Origin of the sequence: Actinophytocola sp. NPDC049390, assembly GCF_044466355.1 — a bacterium.
Taxonomy (GTDB): domain Bacteria; phylum Actinomycetota; class Actinomycetes; order Mycobacteriales; family Pseudonocardiaceae; genus Actinophytocola.
On sequence record NZ_JBITMQ010000009.1, the window covers coordinates 72,108 to 94,298 of the forward strand.

Annotated in this window: 25 protein-coding genes and 1 pseudogene; 12 read left to right on the forward strand and 14 right to left on the reverse strand. The window is 70.6% G+C overall.

The window, feature by feature from the left end; genetic code table 11:
- Both ACIBVP_RS24670 and phoU read left to right on the forward strand, forming a co-directional pair.
- A partial coding sequence (locus tag ACIBVP_RS24670; RefSeq protein ID WP_396108651.1) for an LCP family protein occupies positions 1–2,572 on the forward strand: 2,572 nt, incomplete at its 5' end.
- Between the two features lie 81 nt (positions 2,573–2,653).
- Positions 2,654–3,319: a phosphate signaling complex protein PhoU gene (phoU, locus tag ACIBVP_RS24675; protein WP_396108652.1), complete on the forward strand. Its 666-nt coding sequence runs from the start codon at positions 2,654–2,656 to the stop codon at positions 3,317–3,319.
- A 7-nt stretch (positions 3,320–3,326) separates the two neighbouring features.
- Here phoU and ACIBVP_RS24680 read toward each other — a convergent pair whose 3' ends face one another.
- The 10 genes from ACIBVP_RS24680 to ACIBVP_RS24725 all read right to left on the reverse strand — a co-directional run bounded on the left by ACIBVP_RS24680 (position 3,327) and on the right by ACIBVP_RS24725 (position 12,889).
- Positions 3,327–4,100, reverse strand: a complete 774-nt coding sequence (locus tag ACIBVP_RS24680) for an ESX secretion-associated protein EspG (protein ID WP_396108654.1) — start codon at positions 4,098–4,100, stop codon at positions 3,327–3,329.
- Positions 4,100–5,749 carry a hypothetical protein gene (locus ACIBVP_RS24685; RefSeq protein ID WP_396108656.1) on the reverse strand — a complete coding sequence of 550 codons (1,650 nt, stop codon included), beginning with the start codon at positions 5,747–5,749 and terminating at the stop codon, positions 4,100–4,102. Before ACIBVP_RS24685 ends, ACIBVP_RS24680 begins: the two co-directional genes overlap by 1 nt.
- Positions 5,750–5,758: 9 nt before the next feature.
- Positions 5,759–6,328, reverse strand: a complete 570-nt coding sequence (locus tag ACIBVP_RS24690; RefSeq protein WP_396108657.1) for a DUF3558 family protein — start codon at positions 6,326–6,328, stop codon at positions 5,759–5,761.
- Positions 6,321–6,704, reverse strand: coding sequence for a hypothetical protein (locus tag ACIBVP_RS24695; protein WP_396108658.1), 384 nt, complete (start codon positions 6,702–6,704; stop codon positions 6,321–6,323). Before ACIBVP_RS24695 ends, ACIBVP_RS24690 begins: the two co-directional genes overlap by 8 nt.
- A 262-nt stretch (positions 6,705–6,966) precedes the next feature.
- On the reverse strand, positions 6,967–7,746 hold the full coding sequence (gene pstB / locus ACIBVP_RS24700) for a phosphate ABC transporter ATP-binding protein PstB (RefSeq protein WP_396108659.1): 780 nt from the start codon (positions 7,744–7,746) through the stop codon (positions 6,967–6,969).
- Positions 7,747–7,767: 21 nt separating this feature from the next.
- Entirely contained in the window at positions 7,768–8,868 is a 1,101-nt protein-coding gene (pstA, locus tag ACIBVP_RS24705; protein ID WP_396108660.1) for a phosphate ABC transporter permease PstA, read from the reverse strand.
- Positions 8,868–9,851 carry a phosphate ABC transporter permease subunit PstC gene (gene pstC / locus ACIBVP_RS24710; protein ID WP_396108662.1) on the reverse strand — a complete coding sequence of 328 codons (984 nt, stop codon included), beginning with the start codon at positions 9,849–9,851 and terminating at the stop codon, positions 8,868–8,870. Before pstC ends, pstA begins: the two co-directional genes overlap by 1 nt.
- Before the next feature lie 113 nt (positions 9,852–9,964).
- Positions 9,965–11,080 carry a phosphate ABC transporter substrate-binding protein PstS gene (pstS, locus tag ACIBVP_RS24715; RefSeq protein WP_396108663.1) on the reverse strand — a complete coding sequence of 372 codons (1,116 nt, stop codon included), beginning with the start codon at positions 11,078–11,080 and terminating at the stop codon, positions 9,965–9,967.
- 178 nt (positions 11,081–11,258) lie between these two features.
- Complete coding sequence (gene mshD, locus ACIBVP_RS24720; protein ID WP_396108664.1) at positions 11,259–12,116, reverse strand: mycothiol synthase; 858 nt, start codon at positions 12,114–12,116, stop codon at positions 11,259–11,261.
- A 56-nt stretch (positions 12,117–12,172) separates the two neighbouring features.
- Positions 12,173–12,889 (reverse strand): winged-helix domain-containing protein, encoded by a 717-nt coding sequence (locus ACIBVP_RS24725; protein WP_396108665.1) that lies wholly within the window; start codon positions 12,887–12,889, stop codon positions 12,173–12,175.
- On the opposite strand from ACIBVP_RS24725, the gene ACIBVP_RS24730 reads away from it, so the two are divergent.
- From ACIBVP_RS24730 to ACIBVP_RS24740, 3 genes are read left to right on the forward strand one after another with little or no spacing between them, the layout of a single operon-like run.
- A complete protein-coding gene (locus ACIBVP_RS24730; RefSeq protein WP_396108666.1) occupies positions 12,888–13,721 on the forward strand; it encodes an alpha/beta hydrolase family protein in 834 nt (277 codons plus the stop codon). The genes ACIBVP_RS24725 and ACIBVP_RS24730 overlap by 2 nt on opposite strands.
- A 5-nt stretch (positions 13,722–13,726) precedes the next feature.
- Positions 13,727–14,605, forward strand: coding sequence for a DUF2993 domain-containing protein (locus ACIBVP_RS24735; protein ID WP_396108667.1), 879 nt, complete (start codon positions 13,727–13,729; stop codon positions 14,603–14,605).
- A 12-nt stretch (positions 14,606–14,617) separates the two neighbouring features.
- Entirely contained in the window at positions 14,618–15,025 is a 408-nt protein-coding gene (locus ACIBVP_RS24740; protein ID WP_396108668.1) for a TlpA family protein disulfide reductase, read from the forward strand.
- On the opposite strand, the gene ACIBVP_RS24745 is transcribed toward ACIBVP_RS24740, so the two are convergent.
- Positions 15,022–15,201: a hypothetical protein gene (locus ACIBVP_RS24745; RefSeq protein ID WP_396108669.1), complete on the reverse strand. Its 180-nt coding sequence runs from the start codon at positions 15,199–15,201 to the stop codon at positions 15,022–15,024. The genes ACIBVP_RS24740 and ACIBVP_RS24745 overlap by 4 nt on opposite strands.
- A gap of 137 nt (positions 15,202–15,338) precedes the next feature.
- On the opposite strand from ACIBVP_RS24745, the gene ACIBVP_RS24750 reads away from it, so the two are divergent.
- From ACIBVP_RS24750 to ACIBVP_RS24780, 7 genes are all read left to right on the forward strand, one after another.
- Entirely contained in the window at positions 15,339–15,509 is a 171-nt protein-coding gene (locus tag ACIBVP_RS24750; protein WP_396108670.1) for a DUF397 domain-containing protein, read from the forward strand.
- A gap of 191 nt (positions 15,510–15,700) precedes the next feature.
- On the forward strand, positions 15,701–16,144 hold the full coding sequence (locus ACIBVP_RS24755) for a DUF4395 domain-containing protein (protein ID WP_396108671.1): 444 nt from the start codon (positions 15,701–15,703) through the stop codon (positions 16,142–16,144).
- The gene (locus tag ACIBVP_RS24760) at positions 16,141–16,983 is read left to right on the forward strand and encodes a sulfurtransferase (protein WP_396108672.1); all 843 of its coding nucleotides are present in this window, start codon (positions 16,141–16,143) and stop codon (positions 16,981–16,983) included. Before ACIBVP_RS24755 ends, ACIBVP_RS24760 begins: the two co-directional genes overlap by 4 nt.
- A 10-nt stretch (positions 16,984–16,993) precedes the next feature.
- Positions 16,994–17,305 (forward strand): DUF1416 domain-containing protein, encoded by a 312-nt coding sequence (locus ACIBVP_RS24765; RefSeq protein ID WP_396108673.1) that lies wholly within the window; start codon positions 16,994–16,996, stop codon positions 17,303–17,305.
- Between the two features lie 179 nt (positions 17,306–17,484).
- Positions 17,485–18,120 (forward strand): FABP family protein, encoded by a 636-nt coding sequence (locus ACIBVP_RS24770; RefSeq protein ID WP_396108675.1) that lies wholly within the window; start codon positions 17,485–17,487, stop codon positions 18,118–18,120.
- Positions 18,121–18,191: 71 nt separating this feature from the next.
- Positions 18,192–18,728, forward strand: coding sequence for an RNA polymerase sigma factor (locus ACIBVP_RS24775; protein ID WP_396108676.1), 537 nt, complete (start codon positions 18,192–18,194; stop codon positions 18,726–18,728).
- On the forward strand, positions 18,725–19,498 hold the full coding sequence (locus ACIBVP_RS24780; RefSeq protein WP_396108678.1) for a hypothetical protein: 774 nt from the start codon (positions 18,725–18,727) through the stop codon (positions 19,496–19,498). The genes ACIBVP_RS24775 and ACIBVP_RS24780 overlap by 4 nt, the downstream gene beginning before the upstream one ends.
- A 21-nt stretch (positions 19,499–19,519) precedes the next feature.
- On the opposite strand, the pseudogene ACIBVP_RS24785 reads toward ACIBVP_RS24780, so the two are convergent.
- The 3 genes and pseudogenes from ACIBVP_RS24785 to ACIBVP_RS24795 all read right to left on the reverse strand — a co-directional run bounded on the left by ACIBVP_RS24785 (position 19,520) and on the right by ACIBVP_RS24795 (position 22,162).
- Positions 19,520–20,288, reverse strand: a pseudogene (locus tag ACIBVP_RS24785) (carbohydrate-binding protein).
- Positions 20,289–20,327: 39 nt separating this feature from the next.
- Positions 20,328–21,197 carry an AraC family transcriptional regulator gene (locus ACIBVP_RS24790; protein WP_396108959.1) on the reverse strand — a complete coding sequence of 290 codons (870 nt, stop codon included), beginning with the start codon at positions 21,195–21,197 and terminating at the stop codon, positions 20,328–20,330.
- Positions 21,197–22,162: a GNAT family N-acetyltransferase gene (locus tag ACIBVP_RS24795; RefSeq protein WP_396108679.1), complete on the reverse strand. Its 966-nt coding sequence runs from the start codon at positions 22,160–22,162 to the stop codon at positions 21,197–21,199. Before ACIBVP_RS24795 ends, ACIBVP_RS24790 begins: the two co-directional genes overlap by 1 nt.
- Positions 22,163–22,191 lie beyond the last annotated feature (29 nt).

The window sequence follows — 22,191 nt, forward strand, 5'->3', positions numbered from 1 at the left end:
CGACGAGCCCCGCAACGGCTTCGCACCCGGCGAAAGCACCGGACACCACGCCATTCCAGGCGAGGCCCCGGCCCGCAACGGCCGCCGACCAGGCGGAACGTCCGCCCAGTTCCCCGCCCCCGGCGAAAGTTCCGGCCACCACGCCCTCCCCGCCGAGCCCCCGGCCCGCAACGGCCGCCGCGCAGGCGAAGCCTCCGGACACCACGCCGCCCCGGCCTTCCCCCACGACGAGCCCCGCAACGGCTTCGCACCCGGCGAAAGCACCGGACACCACGCCATTCCAGGCGAGGCCCCGGCCCGCAACGGCCGCCGACCAGGCGAAGCGTCCGCGCACCTCCCCGCTCTCGGCGACGACCCGCGCAACGGTGTCGGTCCGCGCAGCGGGCGCCCAGGCCACACCTCCGGCCACCACGCCGTGCCCGGCGACGTCCCCGCCTTCCCGCACGACGACCCTCGCAACGACCCCCGCAACAGCCGCCGTCCCGGCGAGGCCTCGGCCCACCTGCCCGTTCCCGGCGAGCCGCCCGCGTTCCCGCGCGACGACGCTCCCCGCAACGGCCGCCGCCCGGGTGAGGCGTCCGCCCACCTCCCGGTGCCGGGCCGGTTCCCCGTCGACGAGGCCCGTCGCCAGGGGCCGCCGACGCCCCCGCCGGGCCAGTGGCCAGGGGAGCCGCTGTCCGAGCCGCGACTGACCCCGGCCGCGATCGACGCACCCGACGTGCGCCCGAAGACCACCGGCGTCCCGCCGGTCCCGCCGCCGGTCCCGCCGCCGGTGCCGCCGCGCGGCGACGACGACCTCGTCACGATGACCACCGAGATGGAGCCGATCGGCGAGGAGGTGCAGAAGCGGCGCAGCATCGACCACACGCTCGCGCGCTTCTCCGCCGTCCACGACGAGATCAAGGCCGAGGAGCGGGAGAAGAAGGCCAAGCGCCGCAAGCTCCGGCCGTGGCAGAACGCCGACGACGAGATGGACCGCCTCGACGAGCTGGAGGCACAGCAGTCGATGGCGATGCGGATCCCCGTCATCCCCGCGGAGGACGAGGAGGAGGACGAGGACCCGAAGAAGGCCCGAGGGCGCAAGAAGAAGCGCAAGAAGTTACGGGGCCGGAACGCGGGCAAGGCCTTCGTCGTGATCGTGGCGGGCCTCGTCTTCACGTCGACCGCGGCCGCGTGGGGGTTCAAGTCCTACATCGAGGCCGCCGCGAACACCGTCGACGCGCTCGACCCGGACTCCAAGGCCATCCAGGACGCGGCCGCCCAGGTCGGTGACGAGAACTTCCTGCTCGTCGGCTCCGACACCCGCGCCGGAGCCACCGCGGAGGAGGGCGTCGGGGACGAGGACGAGGTCCAGGGCGCGCGCTCCGACACGGTCATGATCGCCCACATCCCCAAAAATCGAGAACGCGTGGTGGTGGTCTCTTTTCCCCGTGACCTCGAGGTGACCCGGCCGGCCTGCGAGGGATGGGATTCGAAGACCGGGGAACTGACGGGTGAGCAGCACCCCGAGGAACAGCAAGTCAAGATCAACACCGCGTACCAGGTCGGCGGGCCCAAGTGCGTGACGAAGATGGTGCAGGAGCTGTCCGGCCTGGCCATCAACCACTTCGTCGGCATCGACTTCCACGGCTTCAAGGACATGGTCGACGCGGTCGACGGCGTCAACGTGTGCGTCGAGCGGCCGATGAAGGACGACGTGCTCGGCACGATCGTGCCGCAGGCCGGCAAGCAGGTGCGGCTCACCGGCGACCAGGCGCTGAACTTCGTGCGTGCCCGCCACGTGCAGGGCGACGTCACCTCCGACTACGGCCGCATCACCCGTCAGCAGCGGTTCCTGTCCGCACTGCTGCGCAAGGCGATGTCGAGCGAGGTGCTGCTGGACCCCGGCAAGCTCACCGGCTTCGTCGGCGCGTTCTCAAAGGCCACGTTCGGTGACAACATCGGCGTCGACCAGCTGTTCACACTCGGCCAGTCGATGCAGGGCGTCACGGCGGGCCGGGTCACCTTCATCACCGTGCCGACCGTCGGCGAGGCCAACGACCGGGGCAACGAGGAGCTGCGCGTCGAGGCCAACGAGGCCTTGTTCGAGGCGATCCGCCAGGACACGCCGCTGCCCGGCGAGGAGCCGGTGGACAAGCCCGCCGACGACGCGTCGAAGAAGCCGCAGCAGTCGACGCTCGCGCAGGACCAGCCGCAGGGCCCGGTCGACCCGAAGACCATCAAGATCCAGGTGCTGAACGGCGGCAACCCGACCGGTGGCATCGCGGGCGACACCGCGGACGCGCTCGCCGAGTACGGTTTCCAGATCATGCGCGTGGACTCCGCGCCCGAGGACATCGACAAGCCCGCGGTCATCAGGTACAGCAAGGCACGCACCGCGGAGGCGCAGACGCTGCAGGCGGCCGTGCCCGGGTCGGCGCTGGTCGAGGACCCGTCGATGGTGGGCGCGATCATGCTGGTCGTCGGCCCCGGGTTCGACGGTGAGGTCGTGTCGCCGAACGGCGCCGAGAAGACCGCCGAGGTGCCGGACGGCCTGTCCACGGTCAACGCCGGTGACGTCTCGTGCGCGTAGGTACCCATTGGTGGCCGGGGGTTCACCGGGGATTCACCCGGGAATGCGGTTGCCGTGCGTGGACGCCCGTAGGCTGTCGCCATGCGTGAGGCCTACCATGTCGAACTGGACCAGCTCGCCGAAGAGCTGGCCCACATGTGCTCCATGTCCGCCACAGCCATGGAGCTCGCCACCCGGGCGCTGCTGGACACCGACCTCGGTCTCGCCGAACAGGTGATCGGCGACGACGCGAAGATCGACGACGCCCGGTCGTCCTGCGAGGAGCACGCCTACGCGCTGCTCGCGCTACAGGCGCCGGTGGCGACCGACCTCCGCACGGTCCTCGCCGCCATCCACGCCGCGGAGAGTCTGGAGCGCATGGGCGACCTGGCGCTGCACGTGGCGAAGGCGGCCCGGCGCCGCCACCCGAACCCGGTGCTGCCTGAGCAGATCCGCCCGTACTTCGCCCAGATGGGGCGGGTGGCCGTCGAGCTGGCCCGCAACGCGCAGCAGGTCATCCTGCACAAGGACGTCGAGAAGGCCCGCTCGCTCGAAGAGGCCGACGACGAGATGGACGACCTCCACCGCCAGCTGTTCTCGGTGATCATGGACAAGGAGTGGCCGCACGGCGTCGCGTCCGCCGTGGACGTCACCCTGCTCGGGCGCTTCTACGAGCGCTACGCCGACCACGCCGTCTCGGTCGCGAAGCGCGTCGTGTTCGTGGTGACCGGCCGCATGCCGGGCTACACGGGCGACGAGGACGTCTGAGCCCTCTCTAACGCCTCGGCGGGGCCACCGACTCGATCATCTCGCCCAGCTGCTGTGCCAGCCGCGACGAGTCGGCCGGGCTGAACGTGCTGCGTACCTGACCGTCCTCGCCCGCCGGGCGGGACAGGGTCAGGTACCGGCCCGCGTCCGTGTCGATCCAGGTCAGGGTGCCGCCACGCAGTTCCTTGCCGGTGCGCCGGTCGCGGCCGGAGACGGAGAAGAACCCCGTCCCGGTGCGCGGCCGCGCCAGGTAGCTCGCCGCGACCCGCAGCTGCTGGTCGTTGCCGCTGCGGGCGTGCACCGGGGCCAGGAAGTCGTCCTGCTCGTCGTGCCGGTCCGGTGCGGGCCGGGTGATCGAGACCGACTGGCCGGGTCCGGCCGCCACCTTGGGCAGCAGCCCGACCAGCGACACGGCGAGCGCGGTGGGCCGGATCAGCTCCAGCCGGAACCGGTCGCCGTCCTTGAGCGCGAGCACCCCGGTGTCGCCGTCGGTCGCGGCCCGCGCGTACACCTTCCGCGTCTTCTCCACCGTGCCCATCGCGGACACCGTGATGACCGGCCGCGACAGCACCTTCAGCGCACGCGTCAGGTCCGGGTCGATGTCATCGCCGCGGATCAGGCCGCGTCTGCCCAGGTCGAGGAACACCTCGCGGGCGATCCGCTGCCGGTCGACGACGAACTCGCCGTGGCTCGGGATCTCGAACGGGAACTGCCGCACGTTGACGTCGAGCGTCTGCGCGAGCACGTCGACCTGCGGCATCGTGAGCGAGTAACCGGCCATCACTCACCGATCACGGGTGGGGCGGTCATCTGGTCGGTGCCGAACACGGCGTCCGGGTCGCCCTCGACCAGGAACGACGGCCGCTTGTGCTCGTCGTCGTCCTCGCCTTCACCGCGCCTGCCGCCGCCGAGCGGGCCGCCCGCCATGCCGCCGCCCACGCCACCTCGGCCGACGACCCCACCGGCGGCACCGCCACGCACCGGTGCGCCCTCGCCCGTCGCGCCGGCGCCGAGGCCGCCGACACCGGGGCCACGACCGGCACCGGAGCCGGGCCCACCGGGCCCGCCGAAGCCACCCGAACCCGGGCCGCCGCCGTACCGGCCGCCCTGGCCGGGGCCGCCACCTCGGCCGAAGTCACCGCCGCCGTTCGGGCCGAGGGGACCGACCGGGAGCGGCGGGACGTACGGGTTCTGGCCGAACTGGTTGCCGCCACCGCTGGGGCCCGGGCCGGGGAACTGGCCTGGACCGGGCAGACCGGGGAGCCCTGGCAGGTCGCCGCTCGGCGTGGTTCCGCCGCCGCCGGGACCGTCCGGTGAACCGGGCAGGCTCGGGATGTTCGGGCCGCCGGGGAGGTACGGGCCAACCGGTTCACCCGGGCCGCCGGGCCCGTCCGGGTCGGACGGGTCGGACGAGTCCGGTGGCACCGTCGGGATGTTCGGCCTGCCGCCCGGATCGTTGGGGTCCGTCGAGGACGGCGGTGTGTACGAGTCGTTGGGGTTGCTGGTGTTCGGCGTGTTCGGGTTCGTCGTGCCGACCCGCTCGTTCTCGACGCTCGACTCACCGATGGACGTGCTCGCGAGCGTCGGTGGTGGCCCGAACGCGGGCATCGTGCTGGCGCCGGAGAGGTTGCTGTCGTAGGTGCCGACGACGGTGGCGGCGTCCTCGTGCGCGGCCTGTTGGGCGTCGTACTGCGCCTGGTAGGTGTTGAGCTTGCGGATCAGCTCGAACGGGTTCGTCTCCGACTGCAGGTCGGCGTTGGCCGCGTCGACGTCGAAGTCCACCGGCTCCGGCATGCTGCGCTTCGCCTCGGCGAGCGCGGCGGCCTGCAGGTTCGTCTGCGTGCCCGCCAGCTGCGCGCTCTGGCCCGCCTCGCCGACCCAGTTGCCGACCTGCGCCATGAACGTCCGCGCCGAGTTGCCCGCCGAGCCCTGCCAGTCGGACTCGCTGTTGTTGATGGCGGCCGCGACACCGGACTGGAAGCGGGTCATCGCGTTGCCCGCCGAGATCCACATGTCACCGGTCTCGCCGACGGAGTCCGGGTCGACGTCCTCGGTGACCATGGTCTTCAACCGCGGATGCGGCGTCGCCATGTAGTTCGAGCACATCATGGCCGGGCCCTCACGGGTCTGCAGGCCAGCCGCCAGCTCGGCCGCCCGTGCGTTCATCTCCTCCGTGTAGGTCTCCTGCACGTTCTCGCCGTGGTTGAACATGTCGAGCAGCTGGTCGATGAACGTGCCCTGGTCGACCTCGCGGTCCACCTGCGCCTCGGCCTGCTGTTCGGTCTGCTCGCCGGTCTGCGTGGTGTGGTGGCGGTCGATGTAGGTGGGGCTGCTCGGGTCGCTCGTCGCGTCGTAGTACGGGCTCGACGGGTCGTAGTTCTCGCTGTACGGGTTGGACACGTCGTTCCGCGAGTGCAGGTTCCTGGTCATCACGCGTCCTCAGGGCAGTTTCGGTTCGACGAGCGCGGCGAGCTGCGCCGCGAGCTGGCACCCCTGCTGCTGGTCACCGCCGACAGCGGTGTTGTCGACCCGTGCGCTGTCCCCGACACCGAGGCTGACGCCGCAACCGCCGGTCGGCCCGATGAACGACGTCGCGTCGTGGCCACCGATCTTCGGCAGCTGCTTGACGTTCGTGCCGACGATGTCGGCGAGTCCGCGGGAGTCGAACAGCTCGACGGAGACCGTGAAGCTCTCGTTGAGCGTGGCGCCTTCGTGCCGCCAGCGGCAGACACGGGCTTCGCCGAGGGTCTTCTCCTCGCCGCCCGTGAGGCCGAGCGACGCGAGCCCGGCCTGGTCGACGAGCCCGCACGGGTCGACGTCGTCGAGGCCGGACGGCTCCTCCCCGCCGGTCGAGGGTTCGCTGGGCTCGGTGGTCTCCGTCGGCTCGGTCGTGATCGTCCGGTCCACGGTGGTGTCGCCGCCCGCGACCGGGTTGCCGCCGGTCTCCTCGGCACAGCCGGACACGAGGACCACGAGCGCGACCGCCGCGGCCAGTAGTGGTCTAGGCACGGAACTTGCCCTCGATGGTCGTCTCGATGTGGTTGTAGTTGTTCATGGCGCCGATCACGCCCGCCTCCGCGTCCTCCAGGGAGGCGCGGAACTGCTGGAGCATGGTGAGGAAGCCCTCCTGGTCGGTGGCGACCTCCTGGACGTAGGGCTTCATGGCCTCCGCGCCGTGGCTCGCGCCGAGCGCGGGCTGCTGCGCGAGCGTGCCGAGGTCGGCGAGGTTCGTGTCGACCCACTTGGCCATCTCCCGGATGGCGACGAGCAACGCCTGGCCCCCGGTCTCGTTGACGGCGAACTGGCCGTCCGCCGCGGCCTGTTTCAGGCTCCCCATGGACTTGGCCATGCCCACCATGCCCCCGCCACCACCTGCGTCAAGCATCGCCCAAACCCTCCGCGGCCAACCCCTGTTGCGAGACAACATTCTGACGCAAAACCCGCCAAAAAGGTTCCCGTTGGTAAACCCGCGAGTCACGCCCCCAAACACCGCGAGTCGCGCTCCCACGCACAACGAGTTGGTGGTTTCGTGCATACGCCCGGCACACGGACCTGCACGAAACGACCAACTCGCTATGTCTGGGAGCGCGACTCGCGGTGTTCTGGAGCGCGACTCGCGGGGTTCTGGGGCGCGACTCGCGGGGTGGTCAGCCGAAGCGGCCGGAGATGTAGTCCTCCGTGGCCTTCTGGTTCGGGTTGCTGAAGATCTTTTCCGTCGCGTCCATCTCGATCAGCTTGCCCGGCTGGCCGACGCCCGCCAGGTTGAAGAACGCCGTCTGGTCGGACACGCGGGCCGCCTGCTGCATGTTGTGGGTGACGATGACGATCGTGTAGTCCTGCTTCAGCTTGGCGATCAGGTCCTCGATCGCCAGCGTGGAGATCGGGTCCAGCGCCGAGCACGGCTCGTCCATCAGCAGCACGTCCGGCTGGACGGCGATCGCGCGGGCGATGCACAGCCGCTGCTGCTGACCACCCGAGAGCGACGACCCCGGCTTGTTGAGGCGGTCCTTGACCTCGTTCCACAGGTTGGCGCCGCGCAGGGACCGCTCGACGATCTCGTCGGCCTCCTTCTTGCTCATGCGCTGGTTGTTCAGCTTCATGCCCGCGATCACGTTCGCGTAGATCGACATGGTCGGGAACGGGTTGGGCCGCTGGAACACCATGCCGATCGAGCGGCGCACCCGCACCGGGTCGACGTCGCGGGCGTACAGGTCCTCGCCGTCGAGCGCGATCTTGCCCTCGATGAAGGCCCCGGGGATCACCTCGTGCATGCGGTTCAGTGACCGCAGCACGGTCGACTTGCCGCAACCGGACGGCCCGATGAACGCCGTCACGGCCCGCGGCTCGACCGCCATGGACACGCCCTCCACGGCCTTGAAGTCGCCGTAGTAGATGTTGAGGTCGGAGATGTCCAGTCGCTTAGCCATCGATATTCCTTGTCCTGTGCCTCAACGGCCGGTCTTGGGCGAGAAGAGTCGGGCGACGACCCTGGCGATCAGGTTCAGCAGCATGACGATCAGGATGAGCGTCAACGCCGCGGCCCACGCACGGTCGTAGTTGATCGTGATGATGCTGTCCGGTCCTGGCGGCGCGAGGCCCTGGCTGTACTGCCGGTAGACGTACACCGGCAGTGTCATCATCCGCCCGTCGAACAGGTCGAAGTTGGCCGAGTCGACCACACCGGCGACGATCAGCAGCGGCGCGGTCTCGCCGATGACGCGGGCGATGGCCAGCATGACACCGGTGACCAGCCCGGCCGCGGCCGTCCGCAGCACCACCTTCACCACGGTGAGCCACTTCGGCACGCCCAGCGCGTAGGCCGCCTCACGCAGCTCGTTCGGCACCAGCTTGAGCATCTCCTCCGACGCCCGCACCACCACCGGGATCATCAGCACCGCCAGCGCCACCGACCCGACCACGCCCATCCGCACGCCCGGCCCGAAGAACAGCGCGAACAGGGCGTAGGCGAACAGACCGGCCACGATGGACGGGATACCCGTCATCACGTCCACGAAAAACGTGATGCCGCGGCCGAGCTTGCTCTTCGGCCCGTACTCCACCAGGTAGATCGCGGTGAGCAGGCCGATCGGCACCGAGATGACCGTGGCGAACGCCGTGATCTCCAGCGTGCCCATGATCGCGTGGTAGGCACCGCCCGCGTCCATGCCACCGAACACGCCGCGCATCGTGGTGCCGAGGAAGTAGCCGTCGAACCGTTCGAGCCCGTTCTTCAGCACGATCCACAGGAGGCTGACCAGCGGGATCACGGCGAGGGCGAACGCGCTGTACATCAGCGTCGTGGCGAGCCGGTCGCGCGCCGACCGGCCGCCCTCGACGACCGCGGCGAGCACGAGGATCGACACCGCGTACAGGAGGACGCCGAGGAACACCGTCAGCGGGATGCTGAACGAGCCGAGCACGGCGAGCAGAGCGCCGACCACGACGACGGACAGCACCAGCAGGCCGATCGGGGTGAACCTCGGCAGCTTGCCCGCCGTCAGCTTCATGCCCCGGAGGTCCTCCGAGAGCGGAGCCTGGACAGTGGCCATCAGTTCGCCCCCGAGAACTCGGCGCGCCGGGAGACGATCCACCGCGCGATCATGTTGACGAGAAGGGTGATGGCGAACAGCACCAGACCGGTGAAGATCAGCACGCTGACACCCAGCCCGCTGGACTCGGGGAACTTCAGCGCGATGTTCGCCGCGATGTTCTGCTGCAGACCCGCCTGGAGGATGTGGAACGAGTACTCGAACCCGGGCGAGAGGACCATGGCGACCGCCATGGTCTCACCGAGCGCACGACCGAGGCCGAGCATCGCGGCGCTGATGATGCCGGAGCGGCCGAACGGCAGCACCGCCATGCGGACCATCTCCCAGCGCGTGGCGCCGAGCGCGAGTGCGGCCTCCTGGTGCAGCGTGGGCGTCTGCAGGAACACCTCGCGGGACACCGCGGTGATGATCGGCAGGATCATGACGGCCAGCACGATGCCCGCGGTGAGGATCGTGCGCGGCGGGCTGGCGGCCGGGCCGGCGAAGATCGGGATGAAGCCGAGGTTGTCGGCCAGCCACTCGAAGATCGGGAACATCTGCGGCATCAGCCACAGCGCGCCCCACAGGCCGTAGACGACGCTCGGGATGGCGGCGAGCAGGTCGACGACGTAGCCGAAGATCTGCGCGAGCCTGCGCGGGGCGTAGTGCGAGATGAACAACGCGACGCCGATGGCGACCGGCGTCGCGATGACGAGGGCGATGATCGCGGCCAGCACCGTGCCGAACACGAGCGGGCCGACGTAGGACAGGAGCGACTGGTCCCGCACGACGCCCGAGTCGCTCAGCTCGTCGGTCGACGCGCTGATCGCCGGCCATCCCTCGGTGACCAGGAAGACGGCGACGGCGGCGAGGATGACGAGGATCAGCACGCCCGCGCTCTTGGCGGCGCCGCTGAAGATCAGGTCGCCCGGCCGTCGCGGTGGACGTGGCTGTTTGGCCCGTGGCGGCGAGGCCTTGGCCTTCGGTTCGCCCGTTGTGGTCACTGTGGGTTCTCCGGTAGCGGGATGGGACCGGCGTGCGTCGGACGGGTGACCACGTCAGGTGGCCACCCGTCCGAACACGTGGGACGTGTCAACTGTTCCGTTCCAGGCTGACGTCAGACCTTCATGGCCTCGAGCGCGGCCTCGACGTCCGCACGCAGCGCGTCGGAGATCGGAGCCGAACCAGCGGCCTTGGACGAGGCCTCCTGGCCCTCCTTGCTCGCGACGTAGCTGACGAACGCCTTCACCAGCTCGCCCTTGCCCGACATGTTGGCCTTGGCGTTGGTGTAGTCACTGCACACGATGGTGTAGGAAACCAGAACGATCGGGTAGGTGCCCTCAGCGGTGGTGTCCCGCTGCAGCTCGATGGCCAGGTCGTTCGCGACGCCACCCTCGGCCTTCGGCGACTCGTCGACGACCTTGGCAGCGGCCTCGGCCGAGTACTCGACGAACTTGTCGCCGACCTTGACCTTCGCCACACCGAGGTTGCCGGCCTGGCTCGCGTCGGCGTAACCGATGGTGCCGTTGCCGCCCTGGACGGTCTGCACGACGCCGGAGGTGCCCTGCGCGGACTGGCTGCCGCTCACCGGCCAGTCACCGCTCGGCTCGTGCGGCCAGGCGTCGGCCGCCGTGGCGGCCAGGTACTCGGTGAAGTTCTCGGTGGTGCCCGACTCGTCGGACCGGTTCACCGGGGTGATCGCCAGGTCCGGCAGGTTCGCGCTCGGGTTGTCCGCCTTGATGGCCGGGTCGTTCCACTTCTTGATCTTCTGGTTGAAGATCCCGGCGATCGTGGCGGGCGAGAGCTGCAGGCCCTCCACGTTGTCGAGCTTGTAGACGACCGCGATCGGGCTGATGTACAGCGGCAGGTGGATCGCGTCGCTGCCGCACGACTCCTTGGCCGCCGCGCGCTCCTCCTCGTCCATCACCGCGTCGGAGCCCGCGAACGCCACCGCGCCCTCGCCGAACTGCGTGCGACCGGCACCCGAGCCGGCCGGGTCGTAGCTGACGGTGACGCCCGGGTTGTCCGACCCGAAGCCGGCCCGCCACGCGTTCATGGCGGACTCCTGGGAGCTCGCGCCCGCGGCGGACAGTTCACCGGACAGGTTGCTCTCCGAACCACCGTCGCCGCCGTTGTCCCCGGACGACGTGACCGGGTCGGAGCCGCAGGCCGTGAGCGCCAGCGCGCTGGCAGTGACAAGGGCCGCGATGCGGCCATAGCGGATGCGCTTCACTGGGTCCTCTCGAGGTGTGTCGATGTAACGAGTAAGTGCGCCCACTCGAAAGTCCCGACGGCACGCACGGCGCGGACGCTATGGAAGCGGAATGGACAGGTCCGGGTATTGAGGTAAACAGGAGGTGAACAACCCCGAATTGTGACTTTTGTTGCTTGCGCTAACGGTGATTAACCTATTACCGCTGGTAGGCGACGTTCGTATAGGCCAACGTGAAGCCGAGTCGCCGGTACACGGCGAGCGCGGGCGCATTGTCGGACTCGACGTACAAGATGATCTCCGGCACGCCCAGGCCCCGCAGGTGGTGCAGCCCCGCCAGGGTCAACGCGCGGCCGAGCCCACCGCCCTGCGCGTCGGGGTGAATACCGACGACGTACACCTCACCCGTCCCGTCGGGATGCACCTTGGTCCAGTGAAAGCCGACCACCTTGTCGTTTTCGTCGACGGCGAGAAAAAACCCGGCGGCGTCGAACCAGGCCTCCTTCTCGGCGGCCACCACGTCGTCGACGGAGAGCATGCCCTGCTCGGGATGCCAGTCGAAGGCGCGCCTGTTGACGTCGACCATGGCCTGCTCGTCCTGCCCTGGGACGAAGGTGCGCAGGGTGAACCCGTTCCTGGGCGGTGTCTGCGCCGGCAGTTCGACGGAGTTGTCGAGGCGCATCTGGTACAGCTCGCGGACCCGTTCGAGGTTCCGCGCGGCGGCGATCCGCGCGGCGCCGGGGTGGTCGCGGTGGGACCAGAGACGCAGGGGGCGGTCGACGGTGAGCACCTCGTCGACCAGCGCGGTGCCGATGCCCCGGCGGCGGTGGTCGGGGTGGACGAACAGTTCGACGATCTGGTTGCCGAAGGAGTCGCCTCTGACGTCGACGTGCGCGTAGCCGACGGTGATCCCGCCGTCGCGGGCGACGAGGTGACGCCCGGTGCGGAAGTCCGGTGGCATGGTGCCGTCGGCGGGGATCTCGGGGACCCCGTCTGCGGCCCGGACCGCTGTGAGCAGGGGAAGCACGTCGACGTCGTCCAGCCAGGTCAGCTCCACGACCCCATCATGCCCCGAAAGCGTCTTTCAGGACGTCGAGTGTCCCGAAGCGTCTTTCAGGGCATGGGGACGTCCGCCGGTTTCTCGGCGGGCAGGGGGGCCTTCGGAGGCTGGACGAACTTGTAGCCGACGTTGCGCACGGTGCCGATCATCTGCTCGTGCTCAGTGCCGAGCTTGGCGCGCAGGCGCCGGACGTGCACGTCCACGGTCCGGGTGCCGCCGAAGAAGTCGTAGCCCCACACCTCCTGCAGCAGCTGCGCGCGGGTGAACACCCGGCCGGCGTGCTGCGCGAGGTACTTGAGCAGCTCGAACTCCTTGTAGGTGAGGTCGAGCGGGCGGCCGCGCAGGCGCGCCATGTACGTGGCCTCGTCGATGACCAGTTCGCCCAGCCGCAGGGCGCCGTCGGCGCCCGGGGCGCCCGCGGGGCCGCGGGCGGTGAGCAGGCGCAGCCTGGCGTCCACCTCGGCGGGGCCCGCGGTGGGCAGCAGGATGTCGTCCACGCGCCAGTCGGAGTTGACGGCGACGAGACCGCCCTCGTTGACGATGGCGATGACGGGGGCGCTGTCGCCACCGGAGGTGAGCAGCCTGCAGAGGCTCTTCGCGGCGGCGAGGTCGGTGCGCGCGTCGACCAGGACGACGTCCCGGGAACCGGCCTCGAGGAGGGCGGTCACCTCGGGTTCCTGGGTGCGCACGTGGTGGGGCAGCAACATCAGTGACGGCACGACCGAGCCCGGCGTTGGGTCCGCGGTGAGCAGCAGCAGGTCGAGGCTCATGGTGGCCCGCCTCTCTGGATACGCTCCGTGGCTTTCCGGGAGAATAGCCGCTGTGGCGAGCAAATGTCCTGGTCGTGACACCTCCGTCACACGTCTGCACCAACGTTCGAGCGACGGTGTGAGGCTGGCGGGACTGATGTTGCGACCGAAACATGGACGTAACGTGACCGCGGTCGTCGTCGGCCACGGGTTCACCAACCACGTCCGCAAGCCGTTCGTCTTCCGCATCCTCGAGCGGCTCGCGCGGCGACACACGGTGATCGCCTTCGACTTCCGCGGGCACGGCCGTTCGGGTGGCCGGTGCACCGCCGGGCCCGCCGAGGTCGCCGACCTCGACGCCGCCGTCCGCACGGCACGGCAGCACGCCGACCACGTCGCCACCCTGGGCTTCTCCATGGGCGGCACGGTCGCGCTGATGCACGCCGCCACCGGTGCGCACCGGCCGGACGCCGTCGCGACCGTCAGCGCGGCGAGCCGCTGGTGGACCAGGGAGACCGAGGCCATGCGCCGCCTGTTCTGGCTGGCGGAGCTGCCGCACGGGCGCGCCGCGATGCGTGCGCTGCGGGTGCGGATGGCGCCGCCGACCACGGTCATCCCGCCGTCGCCGGTCGAGGTGGTCGGCCGGATCGCCCCCACCCCGGTGCTGCTCGTGCACGGGACCGAGGATCATTACGTACCGGTGGACCACGCGCTGGCGCTGCACCGCGCGAGCGGCGCCGAGCTGTGGGCGCTGGACGGCCTGCGGCACGCCGAGACGGCGATGACCCCGGAACTGGTCGACCGGATCGGCGGCTGGCTTCACAAGGATGCAAGAGAGCGATTGGCAGTATGACGACGATGACTGAGACACCGTCCCGGCCCGCGCCGCGCAAGCGCAGGAAGGCGGTCCGTAGACTCGTCATCACCTTCGTCGTGCTGCTCGGGCTGCTGGTGGTCGCGGACTTCGCCGCCGCGGCGGTGTTCGAGTACCAGGTGTCCAAGCGGGCCCGCGAACAGTTCAGCCTCTCCGACGACCCGTCGGTCAAGGTCGGCGGCTTCTCGTTCCTCGCGCAGGCGGTGTCCGGCGAGTACGGCCACGTCATGATCGACGCCAAGGGCGTGCCGGTCGAGGACACCCTGCGCGACCTCGAGGTCCACATCGAGCTGCGGGACGTGCAGGCACCGCTCGGCGACCTGGTGTCCGGGTCGCTGCAGGAGGTCAAGGTCCGCGAGGTCGAGGGCCAGGTCAAGGTCAAGGCCTCGGACGTGAACCGCGCCGTCGCCCAGAACGAGAGCGCCGCGATCCGTTCCATCACGAACCTCACGATCGACCCGGTCAGCGAGCAGGACGTCGCCACCAACCCCGACGACCGCACCGCCGCCGAGCAGGAGGCCGCCGAGCGCGCGGCCGAGCAGGAGATCGAGGACACGACCGCGGGCGCCCGGATCTGCGCGACCGTCGACGTCGGCGGCGAGGAGACCGAGCTGTGCGCGTTCGGCATCATCTCGCTGGTCGACGCGAAGATGACGTTCACGCCGGGCCGTCTCGAACTGCGGAACTCGGTCCTCGGTTCGGGTGAGCTGCCGCCGGTCCTCGACACGGCCGCCAAGCAGGCGCTGACGTTCACCCTCGACCCCGGTGAGCTGCCGTTCACCGTCACACCCACGGCGGTCACCGTGGACTCCGGCGTACTGTCGGTGAAGGGCACCGCGAGCGACGTGGTGCTCGGCGGTTAGTGGGGAGTGGACATGACCGGGGTGCTGGTGCTGGTCGCGACACTCGCACTGGCCACGGTCGCGGGGGTGGTCATGAAGGCCCGCAACGGTCGCGTCCGGGCGTCCTCTGTGTCGAACCTCCCCGCCGACGTGCGGGCGGTGCTGGCGTCGGACGGGGTCACGCTGGTGCAGCTGTCGACGACGTTCTGCGCGCCGTGCAGGCACACCAGGGTGCTGCTGTCGGATCTGGCGTCCCGGACGGACGGCCTGCACCACACCGAGCTGGACCTCACGGACCGTCCGGAACTGGCGAAGGAACTGTCCGTCCTGCGCACCCCGACGACGCTCGCCATCGACGGGTCGGGCAAGGAACTGCTCCGCGTCGGCGGCGTGCCCAAGCGGGACGCGCTACTCGAAGCTCTCCAGCCGCACCTGGCCTAGAGCCAGACGAGCCGGGCCCGAACGCGACCGCCGCGCCGGAACCAGCGCAGGGCACTTTCCGGCGACCGCACGCCCAGGTGCGTCCCGGTCAAGGTCCCGACGACCTCCGCGCCGTCCTCGAACGCCATTCCCCACGCGGCGATCCGGCCGTCGACCCGGTCGCCGTACTCCTCCACGAGCGCGAGCAGCCGAGGGCCTCGGCGGCGACCATCTCCGACATCAGTCGGGCGAACTCCTCCTCGCCGCACAGGGGTCCGCGAAGTTGATCTCGGATACGGCGGAGAGCTATTCGAGGGCGTGAAGAGGTCCGGTCATGGTGTGGCGCAAGAACAGCTTCTCCGGCGGCGGTAGCGCCAGCGGCGGCGACTGCGTCGAGGTGGCCATTCCACGGCCTGGGCGGCTCGCGATCCGGGACAGCAAGAACCCGGCCCACGAGTTGCGTGTGACCTGCGACTTCCTCTCCTGGGTCAAGCGTCCCACGTAGTGGACGCCACGCCCAGCACGAGGGATCCGGCGGTAATGTGCTAGGCGTGTTCACCTTGCTGACCAGGCGCCGCGCGGTCGATTACTGCCGCGTCGACTCCAGCCTGTGTCTGGCATCTGACTGACCCGGACGGCCCCCTCTCACTGGCCGCCGTCCGGCTGGTTTCCAGCCGCGCAGTCAGGAGGTGTGCCATGTCCGCCGGACCATCCCGAGTCGACCCCCGAGGGCCGCGTTTCGCTGCCTGGGTCACCACCGTCGTGCTGGCCGTCGTGCTCGTCACCGGGTGGTGGCCGTTGCTCGCGGCGCAGGCCGTGGTGTTCGCGATCGGTGCGTTCGCCGGGCTGGGGGCCGCGCCCTACTCGATCCTCTACCGCGTGTTCGTCGCGCCCCGGCTCGGGCCGACCGACGAGCGGGAGGACACCGACCCGCTCCGGTTCGCGCAAGGAGTCGGGTTCGGGTTCGCCGTGGTGGGTGTCCTGGGCTACGCGACCAGCCTGGCCGGGCTGGGCATCGTGGCGACCGCGTTCGCGCTGGCGGCGGCGTTCCTCAACGCGGCCTTCGGGTTCTGCCTCGGCTGTGAGACCTATCTGCTGATCCGTCGATTCACCCCAACGAAGGAGAGAGCGCTCCGATGAGCCGCGAAGACGTGCTGGTGACGGCCGAGTGGGCCGAGAACAACCTGGAGACCACCGGGGTGGTGTTCGTCGAGGTCGACGAGGACACCTCCGCGTACGACGGCGGGCACATCCCCGGCGCGGTGAAGATCGACTGGAAGACCGAGCTGCAGGACCAGGTGCGCCGCGACTTCGTGGACCGCGACGGCTTCGAGAAGCTGCTGTCCGTCAAGGGCATCGGCAACGACGACCGCGTGGTTCTGTACGGCGGCAACAACAACTGGTTCGCCGCCTACGCGTACTGGTACTTCAAGCTGTACGGCCACGAGAACGTGCAGTTGCTCGACGGCGGCCGCAAGAAGTGGGAGCTGGACGGGCGTCCGCTGTCCAAGGACGCGGTGACCCGCGAGCAGACCGAGTACAAGGCGCAGGAGCAGGACACCGCGATCCGCGCGTTCCGCGACGAGGTCGTGCAGGCCATCAACGCCAAGAACCTGGTCGACGTGCGGTCCCCCGACGAGTTCTCCGGCAAGCTGCTCGCCCCCGCCCACCTGCCGCAGGAGCAGGCGCAGCGCGCGGGCCACATCCCGTCGGCGATCAACGTGCCGTGGAGCAAGGCGGCCAACGAGGACGGCACGTTCCGCTCCGAGGACGAGCTGCGTGAGCTGTACAAGGAAGCCGGGATCGACGAGGGCAAGGCCACCATCGCGTACTGCCGCATCGGTGAGCGCAGCTCGCACACGTGGTTCGCCCTGCACGAGCTGCTCGGCTACTCGGATGTCAAGAACTACGACGGGTCCTGGACCGAGTACGGCTCACTCGTGGGCGTGCCGGTCGAGGTCGGCCCCGGCACCAACTAAGGAGACACGCATGGCCAACGACGGTTGCGGCGCGCCCGAGCAGACCGCAGTGCTGCCCGCCGGCATCGACCTTCAGAAGGAGATCGTGCTCGGCGGCAAGGTGACCGCGGACGGTACGCCCGTCGGCGGCGCGTACGTCCGGCTGCTCGACGCGAGCGGCGAGTTCACCGCCGAGGTGGTGTCCTCACAGGACGGCGACTTCCGGTTCTTCGCCGCGCCCGGCCAGTGGACGGTGCGTGCGCTGCACCGCACCGGCAACGGTGAGGCGAGGGTGACCGCCGACGGACCTGGCCTGCACCCGGTGGCGGTGTCGGTCGCCTAGGAGCTTGCGGAGCCAACCATCAGCTCTGTTCACAACGCGGGGCGGCCTGAACTCGGCCGCCCCGCGTTGCCATATCCTCTCCGGGTGGAACTGTTCGTCACCCTGTTGCTGACCGCCGCCGCACTCGGCGGCACCGTCCTGCTCGGCCACCTGGCCAACCGGCTCGCGGGGCGACGCTCATGACCACACCTGACCAGCCCGTTCCCGGCAGCGGCGACGAGGCCGTCCGCGTCGCGGCCGAGCGCGCGAACACCACCCGCGGCCGCAACCTGCCGCAGTGGCCGGACCTGCCGATCCCGAACGACACGGCGAACCTCCGCGAGGGCCCCGACCTGCACGACGCGCTGCTGGCGTTGCTGCCGCTGATCGGCGTGTGGCGCGGCGAGGGCGAGGTCGTGTACCCGACGATCGAGTCGCAGCACTTCGGCCAGCAGGTCACGTTCGCCCACGACGGCCGCCCGTTCGTGTACTACGAGAGCCGCGCGTGGCTGCTCGACGCCGACGGCAAGGTCATCCGGCCCGCCGCCCGCGAAATGGGCTGGTGGCGGCCACAACCCGACGGCACCATCGAGTTCCTGCTCGCCCACGCGACCGGCGTGATCGAGATCTTCTACGGCGAGTCCCGCACGCAGACCTCCTGGGAGCTGGCCACCGACGTCACCATGCGCACGGCGTCGGCGAAGGAGGTCAACGGCGCGAAGCGGCTGTACGGCCTGGTCCACAACGGCGACCTGGCGTACGTGGAGGAACGCGCCATGGTCGGTCAGCCGCTGCAGCCCCACACGTCGGCCTACCTGCGCCGGGTCGCCGGCTGAACCTCCCGCCGGATGCAACCCTTTCTCTGCCACGTCCGTAAGCAGTGCGACGCGGTCGAGAGGGGCATCGCATGCGCAGGTCGGACGAGGACGAGTTCCGCGAGTTCGCTCGCGGGCACGCGGTACCGCTGAGGCGGAGCGCGTACCTGCTGTGCGGCGACTGGCACCTGGCCGAGGACCTCGTGCAGACCACGCTGATCAAGCTGCACAGGGCCTGGCCGCGGGTGCTGCACGGTCACCAGCCGGTGAGCTACGCACGCAAGATCCTGCTGCGCAACTGGCTGGACGAGCAGCGGCGTCCGTGGCGGCGCGCTGAGCAGCGGGGCGGCACGGTACCCGAGGTCGTCGACTGGGCGGCGGGCCCGGCGGCTCGCCACGAGCGTGCGGGCCTGCGGGCGGAACTCCTCGGGATGCTGGCGTCCCTGCCGCCGCGGCAGCGGGCCGTGCTCGTCCTGCGCTACTTCGAGTCGCTGTCGGTCAGCGAGACGGCGGCGGCGCTGCGGTGCTCCGAAGGCACGGTCAAGAGCCAGACCGCGCGGGGGCTGGCCGCCATCCGCGCCCGGCTCGAGCAGACGGGCGGGACAGTGCTGACGAGGGAGAACTCATGATCGAGAAGCAGCTCGCGGACCGCATGCGGCACGCGCTGGCCGACGAGCCGCCGCTGGGCTTCGACACGGACGCGCTGACGGACCGTGCCGGGTCGCTGCGCAGGCGCCGCCGCTCGACGTTCGCGGCCGTGGGTGCGACCGGCGCGGTCCTGGCCGTCGCGGTGACCGCCGTGGTCGTGACCGGCGCCGGACGGGAACCAGGCGTGGGGGCGCAGGTGACCACGACGACACAGACGCCCGCCACGTCAGAGACGACCACGACGACGGTGCCGGACGCGGAGTGCACGAGTGTGCCGACCGGTTCGGTCCCGCCGCTGCACTTCCCCGGCTCGGCACCGATCGTGACCCGGCTGGACGAGGCGGCGCCGAGGCTGATCGCCGAGCACCTGCCTGGCGTGTCCGTGCGGCCGTCGGACACCGGCATGATCGCCTACGACTGCCCGCCGAACGTGGGCACCGTCTACCCGGTGAACGGCGCGGACCAGCGGGTGATGATCTACCTCGTCCACGCCCGCGGCAAGCTCGACCTGGCCAACGACCGGTACGCCGACGACGAGAACTACTCCCTTGTCGAGGAGACCTCCGCGACGGACGGCGCGCTGATCCGGACCTACGAGTACCGCCAAACCGGGTACGACCCCGGACTCGTCGTGGTGCGGTTCGGCCCCGACGGCATGGTCACCGAGGCGTACCTGGCCGGGCAGGGACCGCTGGTGGCGAGCCCAGCCGAGTTGCGGGCACTCGCCAGCGAGCCAGAACTGCGCTTCTGAGCCGGGTGGGAACCGCCGTGATCACGCCGCCCGCCACAGCGCGGGTGCGTTCGGCGGCTCCCACCCCGGCTGGGCGGTGTGCGCCTGCAGGCAGACGTACTCACGGCCGCCGTAGGTGACGAGGGCGCCCGCGGCGTACGCGGTGCCCGCCGCCCAGGTGCCACCACCCGGGTCACCCGAGCCGGCCACGTTCAGCACGAAGTCGAACGCCGCCTCCCGGCCGCCCGGCACGTCGTGCACGGTCATCAGCAGGCGTGGGTCGAACAACGGGTCGGTGCTGTTGCGTGGCTCGCCGGGGAAGTACAGCTGCGTGGTGAGCACGGGCTCGCCGGGGGCCTGTGCCTTGACGTGGATGTGTCTCGTACGGCCCGGGTACAGGCCGGGCACGATGGTGGACAGTGAGAACCGGCCCTGTGCGTCGGTGTACTGGTGGCCGCGGAAGCGGTACGTGGTGTTGTCGTAGGCGCCGTTGTCGTCGGCCTGCCAGAAGTCCAGCAGAACGCTGCCGAGCGGCTGGCACGCGAGCCCGAAGACGTAACCGCTCACGGTCAGCCGCACCCCGGACGCACCCGACGGCACGATGTTGGTGCGTTGCGGCGAGTTCGGCTTGAAGTAGGCCCTCCATCTGTGGCGGGGTGGGGTCGTCGCCGTCGTCGCACATCGGCGTGGGTTCGAGGGTGCCGCCGCGGGTGCGGGCCAGCGCGGGCGTGGCGACCAGGGCGGCGGGCACGGCGACGAGCGCGGCCCGGAGCACGGTCTTGCGGGATACGAGCGGAGAGTCGTTGTCCATGCACCGAACGTAAGCAGCGGTCGGCGCGTGGACGATGGACTAATCCCGCCGTTCGTGGTGATTCTCCCGGAAACGGCCCGGGCTCAGCCCCGTCTCCCGGCGGAAGAACCGGCAGAAGTACGCCGGGTCGGCGAACCCGACGCGCGCCGCGACCTGCCGGACGGTCAGCGCGGTGCCGGTGAGCAGCCGTTTGGCCTCGCGGATCCGCGCCTCCCGCACGAGCGCGGACGCCGGGCGGCCGGTCGCGGCCTTGACGGCCTCAGTGAGGTGGCCCGGCGTGACGCCGATGCGTTCCGCGTAGGCACGCACCGACCACGCGGCACCGGGACGTGCGGTCAGGCGTGTGAACTCCTCGGCCACCGTGCCCGGCCTCGGCAACTGCGGCGTGCCCGTGAGCCGGGCCGCGCGGACGACCAGAACGTGCAGCAGGGCCCGCAGTACCGACGCGTCACCTTCGTCCGCGCACTCCGCCAGCACCTCGGCTATCACGCGTCCGGTCGCGGCGTCGGCCCGCTCGTCGAGCGCGAGCAGCGGGCGGGCGCTCAGGCGTCGCAGGAGCGTCCGGTCGGCCGGGTCGAGGAGGAAGTCCTCGGTGAACAGGAGCACGTGCCCGGCGAGGCCGCGGACGTCCGCCCAGTGGTGCACCTGGCCGGGCGCGATCACGCACAGGTTCGGCGGCCGTAGCTCGGCGCCGACCAGGTCGACGACGTGCGTGCCGGTGCCCGCGGTGACGTGGACGATCTCGTGGAACGTGTGCCGGTGCGGGAAGGACGCGCGGGACAGCGGGCCGATCGTGTCGAACGTGCCCGCCGCGAACGGCAGCGTGGCGGGCAGCGGCACCTCGAGGCGGTGCATGGGCAGATCGCCGTCGGGGGTGGGCGTGCCGGGCGGCACGGTCGTGCCACGCATCAGGTCGGGACGGCCCTGCGCCACGCGTCGATCACGAGCACCGCGCGCATGCCGACCGACTCGTAGAGGTCCAGCGCCGGGGTGACGTTGTCGGTGTCCACGTGCAGCAACGTGCCCGCCCGGCCCGCACCGACGTCGACCGCGAAAGCGTGGCGCAGCAAGAACTTCGCGATGCCACGTCCCCGCGCCGCGGGCACCACGCCGAGTTCGGCGACGTAGCCGCTGTCCTCCTCGGCGAACCGGTCGTCGCACTCGAGGACACCGACCGGGGTGCCGTCCAGCTCCGCCAGCCACAGCGTCGACCACGTGAACGCGGGCCTGCGCGCACGGCGTTCGGCCCAGTCCTCGTACGGCTCGGCGGTGAAACCGTAGTGCGCGCCGAACGCGGCCGTGTAGACCGCGTGGGCGGCGCGGCGGAGCACGTCGTCGTCCCCCACGACGCGGAGCACGACGCCCTCGGGCGGCACCGGTGCGGGAATCGGGCCCGCGTGGTCGATCCGCATGCGGTGGTAGGTGGTCGCGACGTGGAAACCGTGCCCGGCAAGCGTTTCCCGCAGTGGTTCGTCGGTCCGGTAGCAGCCGTGGCCGACCGTGACCTCGCGATGGCCCGCCGCGCGCCCGACCTCGGCGACGCGCTCGAGCGCCCACCCGGTCAGCCACCGCCGGACCTCGTCGCCCGGCGCGACGACGTCGATGTCGACGAGCTCACTGTCGCCCCTGCGGTGCACGAAAGCGTTGCCGACCAGGCGTTCGTCGGCGTCGAGGACGAACCGGCCGTCCAGTTCGGGGTCGAAGCCGTGCTCGGTCAGCTCGTCACGGGCGTCGTCGACGGTGTAGTCGGCGACACCGGTGACCGCGACCGTGTAGCCGCGCACGAGTTCGTACAGGGCGCGCACGTCCCCGTCGTCGGCGCGCGGCGCACGAGCCGTGTGACCGGCGGGCAGCACCATCCCGTCATAGTGCACGGACCGGACGGGCGGACTCCACCGCTTTA

Bases quoted from the DNA above. Each gene is read 5' to 3' on its own strand.
- ACIBVP_RS24780 (WP_396108678.1), top strand. From the start codon at position 18,725: ATGATCGAGAAGCAGCTCGCGGACCGCATGCGGCACGCGCTGGCCGAC.
- pstA (WP_396108660.1), bottom strand. From the start codon at position 8,868: ATGGCCACTGTCCAGGCTCCGCTCTCGGAGGACCTCCGGGGCATGAAG.
- ACIBVP_RS24760 (WP_396108672.1), top strand. From the start codon at position 16,141: ATGAGCCGCGAAGACGTGCTGGTGACGGCCGAGTGGGCCGAGAACAAC.
- ACIBVP_RS24740 (WP_396108668.1), top strand. From the start codon at position 14,618: ATGACCGGGGTGCTGGTGCTGGTCGCGACACTCGCACTGGCCACGGTC.
- ACIBVP_RS24680 (WP_396108654.1), bottom strand. From the start codon at position 4,100: ATGGCCGGTTACTCGCTCACGATGCCGCAGGTCGACGTGCTCGCGCAG.
- ACIBVP_RS24765 (WP_396108673.1), top strand. From the start codon at position 16,994: ATGGCCAACGACGGTTGCGGCGCGCCCGAGCAGACCGCAGTGCTGCCC.
- ACIBVP_RS24770 (WP_396108675.1), top strand. From the start codon at position 17,485: ATGACCACACCTGACCAGCCCGTTCCCGGCAGCGGCGACGAGGCCGTC.
- ACIBVP_RS24725 (WP_396108665.1), bottom strand. From the start codon at position 12,889: ATGAGCCTCGACCTGCTGCTGCTCACCGCGGACCCAACGCCGGGCTCG.
- pstB (WP_396108659.1), bottom strand. From the start codon at position 7,746: ATGGCTAAGCGACTGGACATCTCCGACCTCAACATCTACTACGGCGAC.
- ACIBVP_RS24685 (WP_396108656.1), bottom strand. From the start codon at position 5,749: ATGACCAGGAACCTGCACTCGCGGAACGACGTGTCCAACCCGTACAGC.
- ACIBVP_RS24755 (WP_396108671.1), top strand. From the start codon at position 15,701: ATGTCCGCCGGACCATCCCGAGTCGACCCCCGAGGGCCGCGTTTCGCT.
- ACIBVP_RS24775 (WP_396108676.1), top strand. From the start codon at position 18,192: ATGCGCAGGTCGGACGAGGACGAGTTCCGCGAGTTCGCTCGCGGGCAC.
- ACIBVP_RS24790 (WP_396108959.1), bottom strand. From the start codon at position 21,197: ATGCGTGGCACGACCGTGCCGCCCGGCACGCCCACCCCCGACGGCGAT.
- ACIBVP_RS24695 (WP_396108658.1), bottom strand. From the start codon at position 6,704: ATGCTTGACGCAGGTGGTGGCGGGGGCATGGTGGGCATGGCCAAGTCC.
- ACIBVP_RS24735 (WP_396108667.1), top strand. From the start codon at position 13,727: ATGACTGAGACACCGTCCCGGCCCGCGCCGCGCAAGCGCAGGAAGGCG.
- ACIBVP_RS24730 (WP_396108666.1), top strand. From the start codon at position 12,888: ATGGTGGCCCGCCTCTCTGGATACGCTCCGTGGCTTTCCGGGAGAATA.
- phoU (WP_396108652.1), top strand. From the start codon at position 2,654: ATGCGTGAGGCCTACCATGTCGAACTGGACCAGCTCGCCGAAGAGCTG.
- ACIBVP_RS24750 (WP_396108670.1), top strand. From the start codon at position 15,339: ATGGTGTGGCGCAAGAACAGCTTCTCCGGCGGCGGTAGCGCCAGCGGC.